Source organism: Anaerostipes sp. AF04-45, from assembly GCF_003461725.1.
GTDB lineage: Bacteria > Bacillota > Clostridia > Lachnospirales > Lachnospiraceae > Anaerostipes > Anaerostipes caccae.
In genome coordinates this window covers 330,101-347,982 of sequence record NZ_QTXQ01000003.1, presented here as the reverse complement: position 1 = coordinate 347,982, position 17,882 = coordinate 330,101, and the positions used below count along the sequence as shown (strand labels likewise).

Annotated in this window: 18 protein-coding genes; 16 read left to right on the top strand and 2 right to left on the bottom strand. The window is 40.4% G+C overall.

The features are described 5' to 3' along the window. Positions 1-86: 86 nt before the first annotated feature. The 8 genes from DWV34_RS06705 (at position 87) to DWV34_RS06670 (ending at position 7,877) form a co-directional block, all read left to right on the top strand. Positions 87-857 (top strand): hypothetical protein, encoded by a 771-nt coding sequence (locus DWV34_RS06705; protein ID WP_225103777.1) that lies wholly within the window; start codon positions 87-89, stop codon positions 855-857. A gap of 12 nt (positions 858-869) precedes the next feature. After that, the gene (gene argS, locus DWV34_RS06700) at positions 870-2,561 is read left to right on the top strand and encodes an arginine--tRNA ligase (protein WP_118475780.1); all 1,692 of its coding nucleotides are present in this window, start codon (positions 870-872) and stop codon (positions 2,559-2,561) included. Between the two features lie 162 nt (positions 2,562-2,723). After that, the gene (locus DWV34_RS06695) at positions 2,724-3,497 is read left to right on the top strand and encodes a ParA family protein (protein ID WP_006568125.1); all 774 of its coding nucleotides are present in this window, start codon (positions 2,724-2,726) and stop codon (positions 3,495-3,497) included. Next, positions 3,494-4,387, top strand: a complete 894-nt coding sequence (locus DWV34_RS06690; protein ID WP_009290233.1) for a ParB/RepB/Spo0J family partition protein — start codon at positions 3,494-3,496, stop codon at positions 4,385-4,387. The genes DWV34_RS06695 and DWV34_RS06690 overlap by 4 nt, the downstream gene beginning before the upstream one ends. A gap of 10 nt (positions 4,388-4,397) precedes the next feature. After that, positions 4,398-4,895 carry a DUF4446 family protein gene (locus DWV34_RS06685; RefSeq protein ID WP_009290232.1) on the top strand — a complete coding sequence of 166 codons (498 nt, stop codon included), beginning with the start codon at positions 4,398-4,400 and terminating at the stop codon, positions 4,893-4,895. 18 nt (positions 4,896-4,913) lie between these two features. Beyond that, positions 4,914-6,191, top strand: a complete 1,278-nt coding sequence (gene serS / locus DWV34_RS06680) for a serine--tRNA ligase (RefSeq protein WP_022261130.1) — start codon at positions 4,914-4,916, stop codon at positions 6,189-6,191. A gap of 10 nt (positions 6,192-6,201) precedes the next feature. Next, entirely contained in the window at positions 6,202-6,873 is a 672-nt protein-coding gene (locus DWV34_RS06675) for a response regulator transcription factor (protein ID WP_009290229.1), read from the top strand. Then, a complete protein-coding gene (locus tag DWV34_RS06670) occupies positions 6,870-7,877 on the top strand; it encodes a sensor histidine kinase (protein WP_009290228.1) in 1,008 nt (335 codons plus the stop codon). Before DWV34_RS06675 ends, DWV34_RS06670 begins: the two co-directional genes overlap by 4 nt. A 39-nt stretch (positions 7,878-7,916) precedes the next feature. Here the strand turns inward: DWV34_RS06670 and DWV34_RS06665 are convergent, their stop codons facing one another. Together DWV34_RS06665 and DWV34_RS06660 are read right to left on the bottom strand one after the other, a co-directional pair. Continuing rightward, entirely contained in the window at positions 7,917-8,129 is a 213-nt protein-coding gene (locus DWV34_RS06665) for a hypothetical protein (RefSeq protein ID WP_022261129.1), read from the bottom strand. Positions 8,130-8,210: 81 nt separating this feature from the next. Next, on the bottom strand, positions 8,211-8,561 hold the full coding sequence (locus DWV34_RS06660) for a cupin domain-containing protein (protein WP_006568132.1): 351 nt from the start codon (positions 8,559-8,561) through the stop codon (positions 8,211-8,213). A 175-nt stretch (positions 8,562-8,736) separates the two neighbouring features. Between DWV34_RS06660 and DWV34_RS06655 the strand changes: the two genes are divergently transcribed. The 8 genes from DWV34_RS06655 (at position 8,737) to DWV34_RS06620 (ending at position 17,880) form a co-directional block, all read left to right on the top strand. Next, a complete protein-coding gene (locus tag DWV34_RS06655) occupies positions 8,737-9,504 on the top strand; it encodes an ABC transporter ATP-binding protein (protein ID WP_009290226.1) in 768 nt (255 codons plus the stop codon). Continuing rightward, positions 9,494-11,542, top strand: a complete 2,049-nt coding sequence (locus tag DWV34_RS06650) for an ABC transporter permease (RefSeq protein ID WP_009290225.1) — start codon at positions 9,494-9,496, stop codon at positions 11,540-11,542. Before DWV34_RS06655 ends, DWV34_RS06650 begins: the two co-directional genes overlap by 11 nt. A 172-nt stretch (positions 11,543-11,714) precedes the next feature. Then, positions 11,715-12,461, top strand: a complete 747-nt coding sequence (locus DWV34_RS06645) for a DeoR/GlpR family DNA-binding transcription regulator (protein WP_009290224.1) — start codon at positions 11,715-11,717, stop codon at positions 12,459-12,461. Then, positions 12,458-13,360: a 1-phosphofructokinase gene (gene pfkB / locus DWV34_RS06640; protein WP_006568138.1), complete on the top strand. Its 903-nt coding sequence runs from the start codon at positions 12,458-12,460 to the stop codon at positions 13,358-13,360. The genes DWV34_RS06645 and pfkB overlap by 4 nt, the downstream gene beginning before the upstream one ends. 177 nt (positions 13,361-13,537) lie before the next feature. Beyond that, on the top strand, positions 13,538-15,619 hold the full coding sequence (locus DWV34_RS06635) for a BglG family transcription antiterminator (RefSeq protein WP_022261128.1): 2,082 nt from the start codon (positions 13,538-13,540) through the stop codon (positions 15,617-15,619). Between the two features lie 6 nt (positions 15,620-15,625). Next, positions 15,626-16,096, top strand: a complete 471-nt coding sequence (locus DWV34_RS06630; protein WP_009290222.1) for a PTS sugar transporter subunit IIA — start codon at positions 15,626-15,628, stop codon at positions 16,094-16,096. Positions 16,097-16,122: 26 nt separating this feature from the next. Further along, positions 16,123-16,425 (top strand): PTS sugar transporter subunit IIB, encoded by a 303-nt coding sequence (locus DWV34_RS06625; RefSeq protein WP_009290221.1) that lies wholly within the window; start codon positions 16,123-16,125, stop codon positions 16,423-16,425. Between the two features lie 27 nt (positions 16,426-16,452). Then, complete coding sequence (locus DWV34_RS06620; protein ID WP_118475778.1) at positions 16,453-17,880, top strand: PTS galactitol transporter subunit IIC; 1,428 nt, start codon at positions 16,453-16,455, stop codon at positions 17,878-17,880. The last annotated feature ends 2 nt before the right edge of the window (positions 17,881-17,882 follow it).

Sequence of the window (17,882 nt, the reverse complement as noted above, 5' to 3'; positions counted from 1 at the left end):
TTACTATTATTATATGACAAACAAGGATTTGATACAATAATACTTTGCATTCCTTAGAAATTCGTTTATCATAAAGAAAAGAGGTGGTGAGATATTTGGAAGAGAAGAAGATTGATAAGGATCAGCTGATGTCAGATCTGGCAGCCTATTTATCTGAAGAATATATGGAGTGTGTGGCTGAAAAAGAAAAATTTATAGAAGAAAAATATAAACTGGAAGAAGAAAAAGAGCGGCTGATCCGTTGTGTGATGCTGGAAAAAGAAAAGAGACAGATTCGGTCGGTATTTTCTCCTTTGTCCTTAGATGAAAACCTCATGGAAGAAGTGAAGGAACCGGATACAAGAGAAGTGGAACATGCATTGGATGTGTTATCCAAAAATATACGGAAGATACAAAAAAAGTGTGATAGACTGAAATCATATTTAAAAGGACTGGAAGAAACTTATTTTGTGGTTTCTGGTTTAGAGGAGCTGGATAAGAGTCAAGAGGAGGTTCTGTTTCTTCCTGCATTTTATGAACTTATGGATCATTTCAGAAAAATTCATCCTGAGATTACAGTCAGCTTTGAGAGAATAGAAAAAGAATCACCGGTGATTCTTACATTTTCATTCTTGACAGGATTTCATCAGATGATGAGATATTCTGTTCAAAAAATAGGAATTTGTTCTTTAAATATAGATACCTTTATTGAACATGACAGAATTATGCTGCAGTTTGTTATGAAACCAAAAAAACAGGCATCCATTCAAAAATTTAAAAAAAATAGAAATATATTGGAAGACATATTGACCAGAGAATTTGCAATTACCAGATGGCAGGAAAATTCAGTGGTATTGCAGGCAATCATAGAAGCATAAGTGAGGAGAAAGATGAGAAATAAAATAATTGATTTAATTACAGATTCTATTAAGGAATTGGACAGAGAGACAGTGAGCCGTATTTTAGAAATACCTCCTCAGGAGGATATGGGTGATTTCGCATTTCCATGTTTTCAGCTGGCTAAAATTTTCCGAAAAGCTCCAACTATAATAGCACAGGAGGTAGCAGAAAAGATAAAAAAAACAGATTTTGTCTCTAAGACGGCAGCTATGGGGCCTTATGTAAATTTCTTTATTGACAGAACAATGTTTGTAAGTGAAATGTTAAAACAGGTTTCTGTGGATAACTATGGAAGTTCTGAGATTGGATGTGGAAAAACTATCTGTATCGATTATTCTTCTCCGAATGTGGCAAAGAATTTTCATGTCGGTCATCTGAGGACCACACTGATTGGAAATTCTATTTACCGTATTTATAAAAAGCTTGGTTATCGGGTAGAGAGAATCAATCATTTGGGTGACTGGGGCACTCAGTTTGGAAAATTAATCGTTGCCTATAAAAAATGGGGAAGCAAAGAGGCTGTGGAACAAAACGGTATATCTGAACTGATGAAGATTTATGTAAAGTTTCATGAAGAAGCAGAAAAGGACGATACTTTAAATGATGAGGCCCGGGCATGGTTTGTGAAGATGGAGCAGGGTGATGAAGAGGCTCTTTCTATCTGGGAGTGGTTTAAAGATATAAGTTTAATTGAATATAAAAGAATTTATGAACTTTTGGATGTAGATTTTGACTCTTATGCCGGTGAAAGCTTTTACAGGGACAAGACTTCTGCCGTTGTGGATGAGTTAAAGAAAAAAGGAATGCTGAAAGAAAGTGAAGGCGCCTTTATCGTTGATCTGGAGAAATATGATATGACCCCTTGTCTGATTATGAAAAAGGATGGAAGTTCTATTTATGCTACCAGGGATCTTGCCGCTATTTTTTATCGGAAAAAAACATATGATTTTGAAAAATGTATCTATGTGACCGGTATGGAACAGAAACTTCACTTTGCACAGGTGTTCAAGGTGGTGGAACTCATGGGATATGAGTGGGCCAAAACAGATTTGATTCATGTACCTTATGGGTTGGTTAGTCTGGAAGGCGGAAAACTTTCTACCAGAAGCGGCAATATTATTTATGCAGAAGATATTCTCCGTGAATCTGTATCAAAAATCAAAGAGGTCATCAATGATAAAAACCCGGATTTACAGGATAAAGAAGAAGTTGCAAAGATGGTAGGTATTGGTGCCATTATTTTCAATGATCTTTATAATCAGAGAATAAAGGAGGTCACATTCAGCTGGGATAAGATTCATAGCTTTGATGGTGAGACGGGCCCTTATGTTCAGTACACTTATGCACGTGCTGCCAGTGTTTTGAGAAAGACTGGAATAACGGATGTGCCAGAAGAAATAGATTCTTCTTTATTGACAGATGAAGCATCGGTTTCCTTATTAAAAGAATTGATCCGTTTTCCAGAAGTTGTAGAGACAGCAGCAGAACGTCTGGAACCTTCGGTTGTTGCAAGATTTGTTATGTCTGTCGCCCAGGCATTTAATCATTTTTATCATGAAAATCAATGTAATGTGGAAGATGAAAAACTCAAAAGGGCAAGGGTTAAGTTAGTAATAATTGCAAAGGAAGCAATCAAAGACGGCCTCGATCTTCTTGGAATGAAGTGTCCGGAACAGATGTAGTAAGAATGTAAAGTTGGGTAAAGCAGATATGAAATTTCATATCTGCTTTGTTTTTATGTTTCACGTGAAACATTATTGTATTTATTTTCATGTTTCACGTGAAACATCTGGAAATGAAAAGTTGTAAGTGATATAATATTTCTTAAAAGGAGATTATATAATATGGGAAGAATTATCGCAATTGCTAACCAAAAGGGCGGCGTCGGTAAAACAACGACGGCGGTGAATCTTTCTGCTGCCCTGGCTGCTGCAGGAAAAAAGACACTTATCATAGATATGGACCCTCAGGGAAATACAACAACTGGTCTGGGATTGGACAAAAATGAATTAGAACATACGGTTTATGAAGTGATTTCATCTGAAATTACATTTGATGAATGTATTTGTCCGGAAGTTATTGAAAACTTATCTTTGGCCCCAGCTAACCGTAATCTGGCCGGAGCAGAAATAGAATTGATGACAGTAGACCGCATGCAGTACATACTAAAAGAGAAACTTCAGCCGACTGTCGAAAACTTTGAGTTTATTATCATAGACTGTCCGCCTGCCCTGGGAATGCTCACAGTCAACGCTATGACGGCTGCAGATACCGTAATTGTACCAATTCAATGTGAATTTTACGCACTGGATGGATTGACACAGTTAATGTATACGATTGAGTTGATACAGAAGAGTCTTAATCCTGACTTGAAAATTGAAGGTGCAGTGTTTACTATGTATGATGCCAGAACAAATTTATCGCTGCAAGTTGTAGAAAATGTAAAATCATATTTGAACCAAAATATTTATAAGACAATTATTCCGAGAAACGTGCGTTTGGCAGAGGCACCGAGCCATGGACTTCCGATTAATTTGTATGATCCTAAGTCAGTTGGTGCAGAGAGCTATCAAATGCTCGCAGAAGAAGTCATTGCAAACGGAGGAAAAGAGGAATGACGACGAAAAAGAAAACAGGATTAGGACGGGGACTGAACACATTGATACCAAGTGCTCCGGTTAAGGACACCGAATCAGAAAAGATTTTAAAAAAAGAAGAGCAAATAAAATCGGAGATTATGGTACCGATATTGAAAGTAGAACCAAATCCGAATCAGCCCAGAAGACAGTTCGATGATGATTCTCTTCAAGAGCTGGCGGATTCGGTCAAGCAGTATGGAATTCTTCAGCCGCTGATTGTAAAAAAACATGATAAATTTTATGAGATCATCGCGGGAGAGCGCAGATGGAGAGCAGCTAAATTAGCGGGCTTAAAAGAAGTGCCGGTGCTGATTAGAGATTATGCAGAAAATGAAATAGTAGAAATTGCATTGATCGAAAATATTCAAAGAGAAGATTTAAATCCCATTGAAGAAGCACTGGCTTACAAAAGGCTTATGGAGGAATTTTCACTGAAGCAGGACCAGGTGGCGGCAAAAGTTTCGAAGAGCCGTGCTGCCATCACGAATTCACTGAGACTTTTGAAACTGGATCAGAGGGTCCAAAATTTGTTGTCGGAAGAAATGATCACTACGGGGCATGCCCGCGCACTTCTGGCGATTGAAGATCCCGATCAGCAATATGAGACTGCGATGAAAGTTTTCGATGAGAAACTCAGTGTCAGAGAAATTGAGAAGCTTGTAAAACAGATGTCAAAGAAAAAGAAGGAAACTCCGAAAGAGGAGAATAAAGTTCAGGAATTTCTGTTTGCCAATATAGAAGAATCCTTGAAACAGGCACTCGGCAGCAAAGTGAATATAAAGAATCGAAATAACAAAGGAAAGATTGAGATAGAGTATTACTCAAAAGAAGAGCTGGATCGTTTAGTTGATATGCTGAGAACGTTATAGGAGGAATGAAATGACAACAGACATTACAATTTTTGGAATTGACTTATTTTATATTTTATGCGGCTTAGCCGGTGTATGTACCCTGGCACTGCTTTTAATTGTAGTATTGCTGGTGAAGACCAGCAGGTTAAAAAAGAAGTACCGCATGTTTATGAAGGGGGAAAATGGAAAGTCCCTTGAAAAGACTTTTGTAAAACATTTTGATGAATTGGAAAGAATTGAAGAAAATCATAAAATACTTGATGAAGAAATGGGAAGACTGAAAGATAAGCTTCAATTATCATATTCCAAAATGCAGGTTTTAAAATATAATGCATTTAAAGAAATGGGCGGAGAGACGAGTTTTGCGATTGCACTTTTGGATCACAGGAACAATGGAATTGTATTGAATGCCATGAGCAACCGTTATGGAAGTTATATGTATGCAAAAGAAATTAAAGATGGCCGTTCAGAGGTAGCACTTTCTAAAGAAGAGCAGATTGTGTTGGAAGATTGTATGAATAAATAAACATATCAGGAGGAAATCATGTTAGACATTAAATTTGTGAGAGAAAACCCGGAAGCAGTAAAACAGAACATTAAAAATAAGTTCCAGGACCGCAAACTGCCGCTGGTAGATGAAGTCTTAGAATTAGATGAAAAAAACAGAGAGATCAAACAGGAAGTTCAGTCTCTGAGAGCCAACAGGAATAAGATTTCCAAACAAATTGGCGGATTGATGGCACAGGGAAAAAAAGAAGAAGCCGAGCAGCTGAAACAGGAAGTGTCAAACCAGGCCGGCAGGATTGAGGAACTGACAGAGGAAGAAAAAAAAGTAGAAGAAAAAATCTTAAAAATCATGATGACCATTCCGAATATCATTGATCCGTCAGTGCCGATTGGAAAAGATGACAGTGAAAATGTAGAGATCGAGAAATTCGGTGAACCGATTGTCCCTGACTTTGAGATTCCTTATCACACGGAAATTATGGAAAACTTCAGCGGTATTGATCTGGACAGTGCAAGAAAAGTGGCAGGCCAGGGATTTTATTATTTGATGGGAGATATTGCGAGGCTTCATTCGGCAGTCATCTCTTATGCCCGCGATTTTATGATCAACAGAGGATTTACTTACTGTGTGCCGCCGTTTATGATCAGAAGTAATGTTGTGACCGGCGTCATGAGTTTTGACGAGATGGATGCCATGATGTATAAGATAGAAGGGGAAGATCTCTATTTGATCGGAACGAGTGAACACTCTATGATCGGTAAATTTATCGATACGATGATTCAGGAAGAAGAACTTCCGAAGACCCTGACAAGCTATTCCCCATGTTTCCGGAAGGAAAAAGGAGCTCATGGACTGGAGGAGAGGGGAGTTTACAGAATCCATCAATTTGAAAAACAGGAAATGATCGTTGTATGTAAACCGGAAGAAAGTATGGACTGGTATGAAAAACTGTGGAAAAATACCGTAGATCTGTTCCGTTCTCTGGATATTCCGGTCCGGACATTGGAGTGCTGTTCCGGAGACCTGGCTGATCTCAAAGTAAAATCAGTAGATGTAGAGGCATGGTCTCCGCGTCAGAAAAAATACTTTGAGGTAGGAAGCTGTTCTAATCTTGGAGATGCACAGGCACGGAGATTAAAGATCCGTGTGAATGGAGAAGACGGCAAGTACTACGCCCATACATTGAACAACACGGTCGTTGCACCGCCTCGAATGCTGATCGCATTTTTGGAAAATAATCTTCAGGCAGACGGGAGTGTGAAGATACCGGAGGCACTTCAGCCTTATATGGGCGGAATGAACGTCATTCAGTAAAGGATTTTATATGGAAAAAGCAAAGATTATTTTAGTGGAAGATAATCAGAAGATTCAGAAAGAACTCTGTGAGTTTCTGAGCAGATATGATTATGAGACAAAAGCACTCAATAACTTTGAAAATATAGTGGAGGATATCCTGAAGGAAAGGGCTGATCTGGTCCTTCTGGACATCAACCTTCCCGTGTACGACGGATATTATATATGCCGTGCGGTCAGAGAAAAATCGGATGTCCCGATCATCGTCGTCACAAGCAGAGACAGCGAGATGGATGAGCTGATGAGCATGAATCTGGGAGCCGATGATTTTATTTCTAAGCCGTATAACACACAGATTCTTGTGGCACGGATATCTTCTCTGCTCAAACGTACAAAACATGTGAAAGAAGACTGGCAGATGACTCATAAGGGACTTTTGATCAATCTGTCAAACAGTACGGCATGCCACGGAAAAGAGCAGATAGAACTGAGCAAAAATGAAGTGAAGATTCTGTCTGTGCTTGTGAAGCATAAAGAGAAGATCGTTTCCAGAGATAATCTGATGGAAGAACTGTGGCAGTCCAATGAATTTGTAGATGACAATACACTGACGGTAAATATCAACAGGCTCAGAAAAAAACTGGATTCCATTGGGCTTGCCGATTATATTGTCACAAAGAGAGGGCAGGGGTATCTTGTATGAGCTTCAGGGCATATTTAAGAGATAAGTCATTATTTTTTGGACTTCAGATATTTTATCTGGCTTTTCTCGTATGGATGCTGAATCTGTTCCACGCCACAACCTTTGCTATTATATATCTGCTGTGTCTGTACTTTATTCTTATGATTCTTGCACTGGGAAATGAATATTTTAAGAGAAAACGTTTTTATGAGACGGCGCTGGAAAGTATGGATTCCTTAGATAAAAAATTTATGCTCCCGGAGCTTCTTGACAGGCCTGATTTTACAGAGGGAAAAATATTTTATGACTGTCTGTCACAGACCAATAAGTCTATGAGCGATGAAGTGGCAGTGTATAAGATCTCTGCCCAGGATTACAGAGAGTATGTAGAAATGTGGATTCACGAGGTGAAGACGCCCATTGCCGCTTCCAGGCTCATGATAGAAAATAATCCGTCTGAGGTGACAAAAAATATCAGCGAAGAACTGGAAGAAGTGGAATACTATCTTGAGCAGGCGCTGTATTATTCCAGAAGCAACGGAGTAGAGAAGGACTATATTGTAAAACGTATGAATCTGAATTCCATGGTTCAGGAACTGATCCGCAGTAATTCCAAGATTTTGATCCAGTCGAAGGTAAAGGTAAGCCTTGAAAATCTGGATTATGATGTTTATACGGATGAAAAATGGATGTCATTTATTCTAAAGCAGGTATTGATCAATGCAGTAAAGTATCGCAAAGATCATCCTGAAATCCGGTTTACGGCAGCAGATGAAAAGGAACAGGTACAGCTTTATATAGAGGATAACGGCATCGGAATATCAGGAAAAGATCTTCCAAGAGTTATGGAAAAGGGTTATACGGGGACTACAGGAAGGAAGTATGCCAAATCCACGGGAATGGGATTGTATCTTTGCAGAAAGCTCTCAGATAAGCTTGGAATTGGATTTGCTGTCCGGTCAAAAGAAGGAGAAGGCACACAGATTAAAATCACATTTCCAAAAAATTCATTTGTGTATATGTAGATAAAAACCGCTGGACATAAGAATGTCAGCGGTTTTGTGTTATTTTGGATCATGTTCATCTGCATTTGGGCAGTCTTTGATATTTATTACCGGAGGACGGAAGGGATATAACTCCTCATAGGATTCCATCGCTGCCTCAGACTCTGGATTGGCAGGAATTAGTCCGGTACAGTCAGTCGTGGAACAGGTAGAACACATATCAAAAATGTTTTCATCGATTTCTTCATTGGTCAGTTCTTTTTTCTTTTTCATGATATCAACCTCCTTGTTGAGATACAATTAGTATGGTTGGTCCATGAAAAAAATATCATTCAAGAAGATTTTTCTAAAATTTTATTTGTCTAATAATATTAAGGCGATGATTTCCAGGTCTGTGTCACCGATATTTTCAATGCCGTGACCGCATCCGCTCATAGTATATGTAGTATCCCCTGCATTCACTTCATATTCGGTACCATTGTCATTGTACATGCCTTTTCCGGCTAAAATATGATAGGCTTCTCCTTCCTTTTCGTGGACATGATAGCCGAAGGAGCATCCCGGCGGGATGATGATTTTGCCGAACAGACGGCTGCTTTCTTTCATCTCTTCCTTTGTCAGAAAAGAAGTCTTCCGGATCGTTCCTTTGCCTCCCCGTGCATTTTCTACACTCTCAAACTTTACATCTTCATTTTTTAAATACATAGCTTTACCTCCATTTTTCTTGGTTATAGTATCAGTATAGAGGATAGCTTTTTAAATTACAATCCAAATAGAAAGTGACAAAAGTGTAAGTTTGCTGTAAGGCAGTTCGATGGATAGAGTAAACAGACAGTGATATAGTAAGGATAACATAAAGAAAGCAAAGGAGAATTGGGATATGAAAACAGTATTGCAAGTTCAAAATATGGAAAAATATTATGGAAACAAAGGAAATGTGACAAAGGCTGTGGACGGCATCAGCTTTGACGTGGAAAAGGGTGAATACATCGGTATTATGGGAGCGTCCGGAAGCGGAAAAACTACGCTGCTTAACTGTATTTCCACGATTGACCGTGTGACCTCGGGCCACATCTTTATAGACGGAATGGATGTGACAAAACTAAAAGGGAAACATCTTTCCAAGTTCCGGAGGGAACAGCTGGGATTTATCTTTCAGGATTTCAACCTGCTGGATACACTGACTGCCTATGAAAATATAGCGCTGGCTCTGACCATTATGAAAACTCCGGCAAAGGAAATTGATGACAGAGTAAAATCAATCGCGGAAAAATTAATGATAACAAAAGAACTGTCCAAGTATCCGTATCAGCTTTCCGGAGGACAGAAGCAGAGAGTGGCAAGCGCAAGGGCTATGGTAACCGACCCGTCCCTGATTCTGGCCGATGAGCCAACCGGAGCACTGGACAGCAAGTCTGCAAGAATGCTTTTAGACAGTATGGAAACTATGAACGCGGAACTGCATGCCACAATTCTTATGGTGACTCACGATGCGTTTACGGCAAGCTACTGTAAGCGGATTCTGTTTATCAAAGACGGTAAGATTTTTAATGAACTTGTGAGAGGCAGGGATTCCAGAAAAGAGTTTTTTGACCGCATCATTGAAGTGGTGACATTGCTTGGAGGTGACAGTACAAATGTATTCTAAATTAGCGTTTGGAAATGTAAAAAAGAGCATAAAAGATTTTACGGTATATTTTTTGACGCTGACATTCGGTGTCTGCCTGTTTTATGTATTTAACTCTATCGGCAGTCAGGAAGCGATGCTTAAAATTAATGAGTCACAGAAAAGTATCATTGAAATGCTTCAGATGGCAATCAGTTCGTTGTCTGTGTTTATTGCAGTAATTCTTGGGTTTCTTGTGATCTATGCCAACAGGTTTTTGATCAAAAGGCGGAAGAAAGAGCTTGGACTTTACCTGTGCCTGGGAATGGATAAACGGCAGGTTTCTAAAGTACTGATCATCGAAACCTTGTTTATTGGGGTGTTTGCACTGGCAGCAGGACTTCTGGCCGGAGTATTTTTATCTCAGGGGCTGTCTGCGGTAACTGCAAAAATGTTTATGGTAGAGATGAAGGAATTTACTTTTGTATTTTCCGGAGAAGCATTTATAAAGACGATCATTTACTTTGCGGTTATTTTCCTGATCGTTATGATCTTTAATACGTTCAGTATATCCAAGGTAAAGGTCATTGACCTTTTAACAGCAAATAAAAAGAATGAAGATTTAAAAGTTAAGAAACTGGGAGTTTCTGTTGTATTGTTTTTGATTTCTGTGGCCTGCATCGGATTTGCCTATCACTGTATCCGGGAAAACGGCATGATGCAGGTAGACGGTCAGTTCTGGATGAGTATTATTTTTGGTACGATTGGTACGTTTTTGTTTTTCCTGTCTCTCTCCGGATTCTTTTTAAGAATTTTGAAAACAAACAAGAAGTTTTATTACCGGAAGCTTAATATGTTTATTTTAAGGCAGATCAATTCAAAGATTACTACAACTTTCGTGTCTATGACACTGCTCTGTTTGATGCTCTTAGTGGCAATCGGTGTATTTTCTACTGGAGCCGGACTGGCGACGACAATGGGCGGAGATATGAAGAAGGCGACACCGTATGATGTATCCTATATTAAATACTTGCCGGAAGAGGAAAAGAACTATAAAGTACAAGCAGATATGAGAAAAGAATTTGAGTCAAAAGGAATCGATATGAACAAATTTGTCGATAAATCATGTATGATCTCTACGAGACTCTATGGAAAACTCAAGTTTAAAGTATTTTTAAATGGCCGTGATAGATTTGTGGATTATCCTAAGGGTGTTAAAGCATCAATGGGAAAATCATCGCCTGAGATTATAGGTTTATCAGACTACAATGAAGCCATGAGAAAACAGGGGAAACAGACGATCAGCCTAAAGTCGAATGAATATGCAGTAAATTGTAATTTTGACAATATGAAGAAGCTGTGGGAAGATGTATGTAAAGACAGGGTAGAGATTAAAATGGACGGCAGAACTCTGACTGCAAAGAGCTCTATGATCGACAGTACCTATTATTCTGCATCTTCTCTGCCGATGGACATGGGAACTTTGATCGTTCCTGACGATGTTGCAGAAAAAATTCCTGTGCATACAGTTGTATACAACTGTCAGTTAAAAGGTGATGCAGAAGAAAATACCCATAAACTAAGTAAACTGATGGAAAGTGTGTATCCCAACAAAACAATGGAGGAAAGAAATAAAGCGCCGTATCACACAGCGGTCTATAGGGTAGAAATGATCGAACAGAGCGCGGGACTGAGCACTGTGATTACCTACATTGCTATTTATATAGGAGCAGTCTTCCTGATTACATGTGCTGCCGTTCTGGCACTGCAGCAGCTCAGTGAAAATTCAGATAACGTGGAAAGATATAATTTGCTGAGAAAAATAGGAGCGGATGAGCGAATGATCAATCACGCTATGCTGGCACAGATTATTATTTATTTTATGGTTCCGCTGAGCCTCGCTCTGGTGCACTCCTATATCGGTGTGAAGGTTGCCAGTAACGTGATCGCAACATTGGGAAATGTAAATGCACTCAACGGCATACTGGCTTCGGGAGGCGCTATCCTCGTGATTTATGGGGGATATATGTTGGCAACATATCTTGGAAGCAAGGCTGTCATCAAGGATAAAAACAGATAATCAGATGATAAAACCATATAAAAAACAGCGGATTTTCGAATATCTGCTGTTTTTTATTTCTTAAAAGGATCTTGTCATGCAGGTTTTTAAGGAATTTTAATGATTGAAAATGCATGATATTGATTGACTTTGAATGAAATGGTGTTATAATAAAAGAAAAAGAGGTGATTTTATGCTGCCGGATGAACGGTTTCGGAGGATTTTAGAGATAATACGGAAAAAACAGTCGGTCACAGTGCAGGAACTGGTAAAACAGATCGGGATATCTGAGTCAACAGTCCGCAGAGACCTGGCGGCTCTGGACAAAAAAGGTCTGCTGCATAAGGTTCACGGAGGAGCCACTTCTATTGATGCGGGATTTGGTGCAGAAGAAACAGTCGCGAAGAAATCTCTGAAAAATGTGGATGAAAAACGCCGGATCGCACAATACTGTGCAGAGATCATCAGGCCGGACGATTTTATTTATCTGGATGCCGGAACGACCACAGAGATGATGATTGATTTTCTGACAGAGAAAAAAGCCTCTTATGTCACCAATGGAATCATGCATGCAAAAAAACTCATGGATTATGGTTTTAGGGTATATTTGATCGGAGGAGAACTGCGTGCAGTAACTGAGGCGGTAGTCGGGGAGGAAGCCCTGGAAAGTCTCAGAAAGTATAACTTTACAAAAGGATTTTTTGGGATCAACGGGATTTCGAAAAAAAGCGGTTTTACAACACCGGATGTAAACGAAGCACTGGTAAAGAAGACAGCTCTTAGTCAATGTCTGGATGCTTATATCTTAGCCGATGCATCTAAATTCGGCAGGATTTCAGCAGTCTGCGTGGCCGGGCTGGATCAGGCAGTCATAGTTACAGGGAAACTTAAGGAACCAAGCTTTTTAAAATATACAGCGATCAAGGAGGTATCAGAATGATTTACACAGTAACATTTAATCCGGCGATTGATTACGTCATCAAGGTGGATGACCTGACTCTTGGGAAGGTAAATCGGACCAAAAGGGAAGATATGTACTGCGGCGGCAAGGGGATTAATGTATCGAATGTACTTGCCAATTTGGGGATCGACAGTGTGGGATTTGGATTTATTGCAGGTTTTACGGGAGATGCCATTGAGACAGGGGCAAAACAGCTGGGATTTAAGCCGGACTTTATCCGTCTCAGAGAAGGCATGACAAGAATCAATGTCAAGATCAAATCAAATGAAGAGAGCGAAATCAACGGACAGGGACCGGATATCCATGAGGATGAACTGGAAATGATGTATCAGAAGCTGGATACATTAAAAGACGGAGATATATTGGTCCTGGCCGGAAGTATTCCGAACACTCTCCCTGAAGATGTATATGAAAAAATTATGGAAAGGCTTCAGGATCGTAAGATTCAGATCGTCGTGGATGCTACGAAAGATTTGTTATTAAACGTTCTGAAGTATCATCCGTTCCTTATCAAGCCGAACAATCATGAATTGGGAGAAATGTTTGGGGTTGAACTGAAAAATAATGAAGAAATCATTGAGTATGGAAAGAAGCTTCAGGAAAAAGGTGCAAGGAATGTTCTCATTTCCATGGCAGGAGATGGAGCAATCCTGATCACAGAGGAAGGGGATGTACACATTTCTCCTTGTCCAAAAGGTGAAGTTAAAAACTCTGTGGGAGCAGGCGATTCTATGGTCGCAGGTTTCCTGACCGGATATCTCAAAGCTGGAGACTATAAAGAAGCATTAAAAATGGGAATTGCCACGGGAAGCGCCAGTGCATTTTCTGAGGATCTTGCAACGAAAGATAAGATTATGGAATTGTATGAGCAGCTTTAGAATAATTTAAATGTCAAGGCAGGAAAAAAGAGAAGTTTTTATGGCTTCTCTTTTTTTTGCACTTATTTGTGAAAAGAAATGTAACGGTGACATTTCTTTTCACAAAAGATGAAAAACCTCAAACTGTTTTTTACAGAGTGCGGATGATATACTCAAACCATAGATGAGGTGATAAATATGAACAAGAGATCTCGGGAAATCTTATCTACTCTGATTCAGAAAAAAGAATATGGGCAGGCGGCACAAATGAAGGAGCTTGCAGAGCAGTTCGGAGTTTCCGTAAGGACCATCCGGAATGACTTGGAGCAGATTAATGAATTTCTCAGCAAAAATGAATTGTCCGGCGTGAGTCTCGGAAAACAAGGCGTCATTGAGACGGGAAAAGATATAAATATGGCAAGGCAGTATCTTTTCCGGGATAATTTTTATTCCTATAAGCTGGAGAAAAACGAGAGAAAGATATTTATGGCGACATTGCTGATCTGTGAAAATGATTACCGGACCCTTTCGGATCTGGCGGACTGCATGTATGTGAGCCGGTCCACAGTGATTCAGGATTTGGAAAGCCTTAAACAGTTTTTCAGGAAGCACAGACTTTATGTTGTCTCCCATTCCAATAAAGGATTGATGTTAGAAGGTGAGGAAAAAAACAAGAGATTATTGTTATTCTCCATGGTAAAAAGCAGTGAATCCGTATACCGGGAGGCACCGGTTTTTGAGAGACTGATCGGTTCTCTGAAAGAGGAGTGCCGGGTAGATATGGAAGATCTGAAGACTATGGAAAAGGTTATCAATCTGGCGGAACATTTTTCGGGAAGGTTTCTCACAGACACTTCCTTCACTGACCTTAAATATTTTCTTCTCTTAAGCCTGTACCGCATGCGGCTTAAAATTTATGCAGAGCAGGACGGCAAGAAAAACAGCAAATATGAAATGGCGGGGTATATATTAAAGCAGCTCAGTGACTTTGCTGGCATTGAGGTTGTGGAGGACGAAGTTAAATTTCTCGGAAGAATATTAAATGAGATGCGTTATATCAAAAAGACGACCAGCAACCAGGAAATTGTTAAGATGCAGGTGATCACAAGAACCTTTATTGAGCATGTTTCTATTGACATCGATTTGAATTTGCAGGGAGATTATATCTTCTATGAAAATCTCATTAATCATCTGGAATCTATGTTTTCATCAGCCATACGGGACAACACGGTGAGTTCAGTGGTGACAGAAGTCCTGGAGCGCTATCCGAAGATACAGAAAGCTGTACAAAACAATGTATTTGTCCTGGAAGATTACATAGGGCGGAAGCTTAATGAGGTAGAAATCTCATATATTGTGGTGCATATCTGTGCCGCAATTGAAAGAAACAGAAACTCCGCGGAGCGTTATTCGGTAATTCTGGTATGCAACGGAGGAATCGGAACATCCCAGCTTCTTCTGGCCAGGCTTAAAAAGTATTTCAATTTTCATGTAGCAGATATCATACCGGCTCATGATCTTAAGAATGTGGCTGTTGACGAGGCTGATGTGATTCTCTCTACAGTAGCTCTGGACACCGATTTAGAGTATATCCAGGTGGACCCTCTGCTGAATGACGGAGACTGCATCAATGTAGGGAAAAAACTTTCGAGGCTGAAAGGAAACCGGAGCACCGGTAAAAAACAGACGAAGAAAGAAAAGCCTGAGGCGGTTCATATGAAGCGGATCAAGGAAATCCTTACTTCAGATACGGACCCGGAAAAAATGATATTTAAAATAGAAGAGGTCGTCAATGAGTTCTTTCACAAAGAGGTGAGCCTGCCTCTGGCTGAAATGCTTCCAAAGCAGGCCATAAGGCTGAATGTGAGCTGTAAAACCTGGCAGGAAGCCGTCAGACAATCGGCTCAGTATCTGCTTGAAAATGATTGTATCGAGGAAAGATATATAAGTTCCATGATAAAGAATGTGGAGCAGAACGGCCCTTATATTCTCGTGGCACCGGGGTTCGCACTGCCCCATGAAGCTTTAAATGCCGGTGCAAAAAAGGTGGGTATGAGCCTGATCAGACTGGATGAGCCGGTAGTATTCGGTAAACCGGAGTTTGATCCTGTGGAGTGGGTCTGCTGTTTAAGCGCAATTAACAAAGAAACACATTTAAAGGCTATGTTCCATCTCGTGAATCTGTTTCACAATGAGAAGTTTCGAGATAAAATACGGCCGGCCCAAAGCAGAGATGAAGTCTATAACGCAATCAAACGATATGAATATGAAATGAGGTAATGCAGCATGATTTGGGAAGATTTAAAAGAGGAACTGGTGCTTACGGATCTCGATGCCGAAAGCTCCGGGGAAGTCTTTGAACGTCTGGGAAAGACACTGATAGAGGAAGGTTACTGCAGGGATTCCTATATTGACGCCTTAAAGACAAGGGAAAAGGATTTTCCTACAGGGGTCAACATGGGAGGAGTAGGAATCGCCATTCCGCATACAGATAAAAGCCATGTGTACAAAGGCGCGGTAGCCATCGGAATCTTAAAAAAACCTGTGAAGTTTTATCAGATGGGGACAACAGATGAAGTGGTCATGGCAAGACTGGTATTTATGCTCGCCGTGGACGATCCGGAAGAACATCTGGTATTTTTACAAAGGATTCTGCAGGTGCTGCAGGATTCAAACACACTGAAACAATTGACGGAGTGTACGAAAAAACAGGACGTCATCCGCATTATAAAAGAAAAAGAACAGTCACTTTCCTGAACAGGAAAAATGAAAGGAGATTTATTATGTCAGCAGTCAATATTTTATCCGTTTGCGGGTCTGGAACCGTAACATCATCTATGGTAGCGGCAAAATTGAAGGAAAAATTAGGAGAACGGGGATATTCTGTCTCCACTACGGAAGCCAGACCGACAGAGGCATTAAATCTTGCCCAGTCAGGGAGATTTGATGTTCTTGCACATACCAGCCCGCTCCCGGACGGGGATTACGGCATTCCGATGGTTAATGCTTTTGCGTGCATTACAGGTATGGGAGAAGATGAATTTTTTAATCAGATTGTGGAAGCACTGAGGTCTGTCGGAAAATAAAGAGAGAGTAAAACGGAGGAAATACATATGGAAGCAATTCTTGCAACACTGAAAGTAATCATCGACAACTTCGGATCGGCAATCATCGTACCATTTATTATTTTCATTATAGCATTGATTTTTAAAGTCAAAGTACAGAAAGCATTTTTATCCGCGCTTTATGCAGGAGTATCCCTGATGGGATTTACTCTGATTCTCGGAGCGTTTACACCGATCATCACACCGATGGTCAAGAATATGTCCCAGGTCATGGCAGGCGTCACAGGGGTAAATTTAAATACGTTTGACGTGGGATGGCAGGCGACCTCCGTCGTTGCCTTTGCTACCAGCGCGGGAATGATCTATCTGGGTCTGGGGATTCTTTTACAGACGATCCTGTTTCTTGTAAAGTGGACGAATATTTTTCAGCCGTCGGATCTCTGGAATAACTATTCCTATATTGTCTGGGGCGCCATGGTTATTTTCAAGACCCACAATTTTATTTTGGGAATCGCATGTATGATTCTTTTGAATCTGTACAGTCTGCTCATATCAGAGCTGGTTGCAAAGAGGTGGTCTAAATACTATAACTATCCCAACTGTACCATTATTGCCATGCACAATGTAGAACCCGCGATTTTTGCAATTTTGTTTGATCCGATCTTAAATAAGCTTGGATTCAACAAATTAAAACTGAATCCAAAATCGATAGAAAAGAAAATCGGATTTCTCGGGGAGCCCATGACTCTTGGATTTTTCCTCGGAATGTTTATCGGGATACTGGGAAGCATCAATAAACTTGGAACCATCGCCGGATGGGGTGATATTTTAGAAGCTGCGATAGCTACCAGTGCGGTCATGGCGATCTTTCCTAAAATAGCAAGTATGTTTGCCCAGGCGTTTGCGCCGATCACGGAGGCCGCAAGAAAATTCATGGGCAAAGCAGGTGACAGGGAATGGTATATTGCCGTCAACGATGCGGTCGGCTATGGAGAACCTGCTACTCTTACAAGCGGACTTCTGCTGATCCCTATTATGATCGTGGTTTCTACGATCCTCCCGGGCAATCAGGTGCTGCCGGTAGTAGATCTTCTGGCTATCCCATATATGGTACAGGGCCTGGTAGCGGTCTATAAAGGAAATATGTCAAAGATTCTTTTAGCCGGAACAATCTGGTTCAGCTTAGGGCTTCTCATGTGTACTTATACAGCTCCGCTGTTTACGCAGGTGGCAATCTCCGCGGGGTTTGCGATCCCGGCGGGAGCAGCCATGATTACGAGCTTTAATATTCTCGGAAAACCAATGCTTGGGTTCGTATTCCTTGCATTCCTTTCCGGAAATCCTGTCTTCATCGCGATTGCAGTGATTGTCTACGCAGTCATGTTTGCAGTCTTTAAACTGAAAAACAAGGAGATCGTAGCTTACTTAGACCGTCAGGCGGAAAAAAATGAATCAGCGGAAGAAGCAGGGGTGTAAAG

What these genes read in the sequence shown, in the direction of transcription:
- DWV34_RS06655 (WP_009290226.1), top strand. Translation starts at nt 8,737, where the DNA reads ATGAAAACAGTATTGCAAGTTCAAAATATGGAAAAATATTATGGAAAC.
- DWV34_RS06685 (WP_009290232.1), top strand. Translation starts at nt 4,398, where the DNA reads ATGACAACAGACATTACAATTTTTGGAATTGACTTATTTTATATTTTA.
- DWV34_RS06665 (WP_022261129.1), bottom strand. Translation starts at nt 8,129, where the DNA reads ATGAAAAAGAAAAAAGAACTGACCAATGAAGAAATCGATGAAAACATT.
- DWV34_RS06670 (WP_009290228.1), top strand. Translation starts at nt 6,870, where the DNA reads ATGAGCTTCAGGGCATATTTAAGAGATAAGTCATTATTTTTTGGACTT.
- DWV34_RS06625 (WP_009290221.1), top strand. Translation starts at nt 16,123, where the DNA reads ATGTCAGCAGTCAATATTTTATCCGTTTGCGGGTCTGGAACCGTAACA.
- DWV34_RS06690 (WP_009290233.1), top strand. Translation starts at nt 3,494, where the DNA reads ATGACGACGAAAAAGAAAACAGGATTAGGACGGGGACTGAACACATTG.
- serS (WP_022261130.1), top strand. Translation starts at nt 4,914, where the DNA reads ATGTTAGACATTAAATTTGTGAGAGAAAACCCGGAAGCAGTAAAACAG.
- DWV34_RS06675 (WP_009290229.1), top strand. Translation starts at nt 6,202, where the DNA reads ATGGAAAAAGCAAAGATTATTTTAGTGGAAGATAATCAGAAGATTCAG.
- DWV34_RS06645 (WP_009290224.1), top strand. Translation starts at nt 11,715, where the DNA reads ATGCTGCCGGATGAACGGTTTCGGAGGATTTTAGAGATAATACGGAAA.
- argS (WP_118475780.1), top strand. Translation starts at nt 870, where the DNA reads ATGAGAAATAAAATAATTGATTTAATTACAGATTCTATTAAGGAATTG.
- DWV34_RS06630 (WP_009290222.1), top strand. Translation starts at nt 15,626, where the DNA reads ATGATTTGGGAAGATTTAAAAGAGGAACTGGTGCTTACGGATCTCGAT.
- pfkB (WP_006568138.1), top strand. Translation starts at nt 12,458, where the DNA reads ATGATTTACACAGTAACATTTAATCCGGCGATTGATTACGTCATCAAG.
- DWV34_RS06635 (WP_022261128.1), top strand. Translation starts at nt 13,538, where the DNA reads ATGAACAAGAGATCTCGGGAAATCTTATCTACTCTGATTCAGAAAAAA.
- DWV34_RS06620 (WP_118475778.1), top strand. Translation starts at nt 16,453, where the DNA reads ATGGAAGCAATTCTTGCAACACTGAAAGTAATCATCGACAACTTCGGA.
- DWV34_RS06650 (WP_009290225.1), top strand. Translation starts at nt 9,494, where the DNA reads ATGTATTCTAAATTAGCGTTTGGAAATGTAAAAAAGAGCATAAAAGAT.
- DWV34_RS06695 (WP_006568125.1), top strand. Translation starts at nt 2,724, where the DNA reads ATGGGAAGAATTATCGCAATTGCTAACCAAAAGGGCGGCGTCGGTAAA.
- DWV34_RS06660 (WP_006568132.1), bottom strand. Translation starts at nt 8,561, where the DNA reads ATGTATTTAAAAAATGAAGATGTAAAGTTTGAGAGTGTAGAAAATGCA.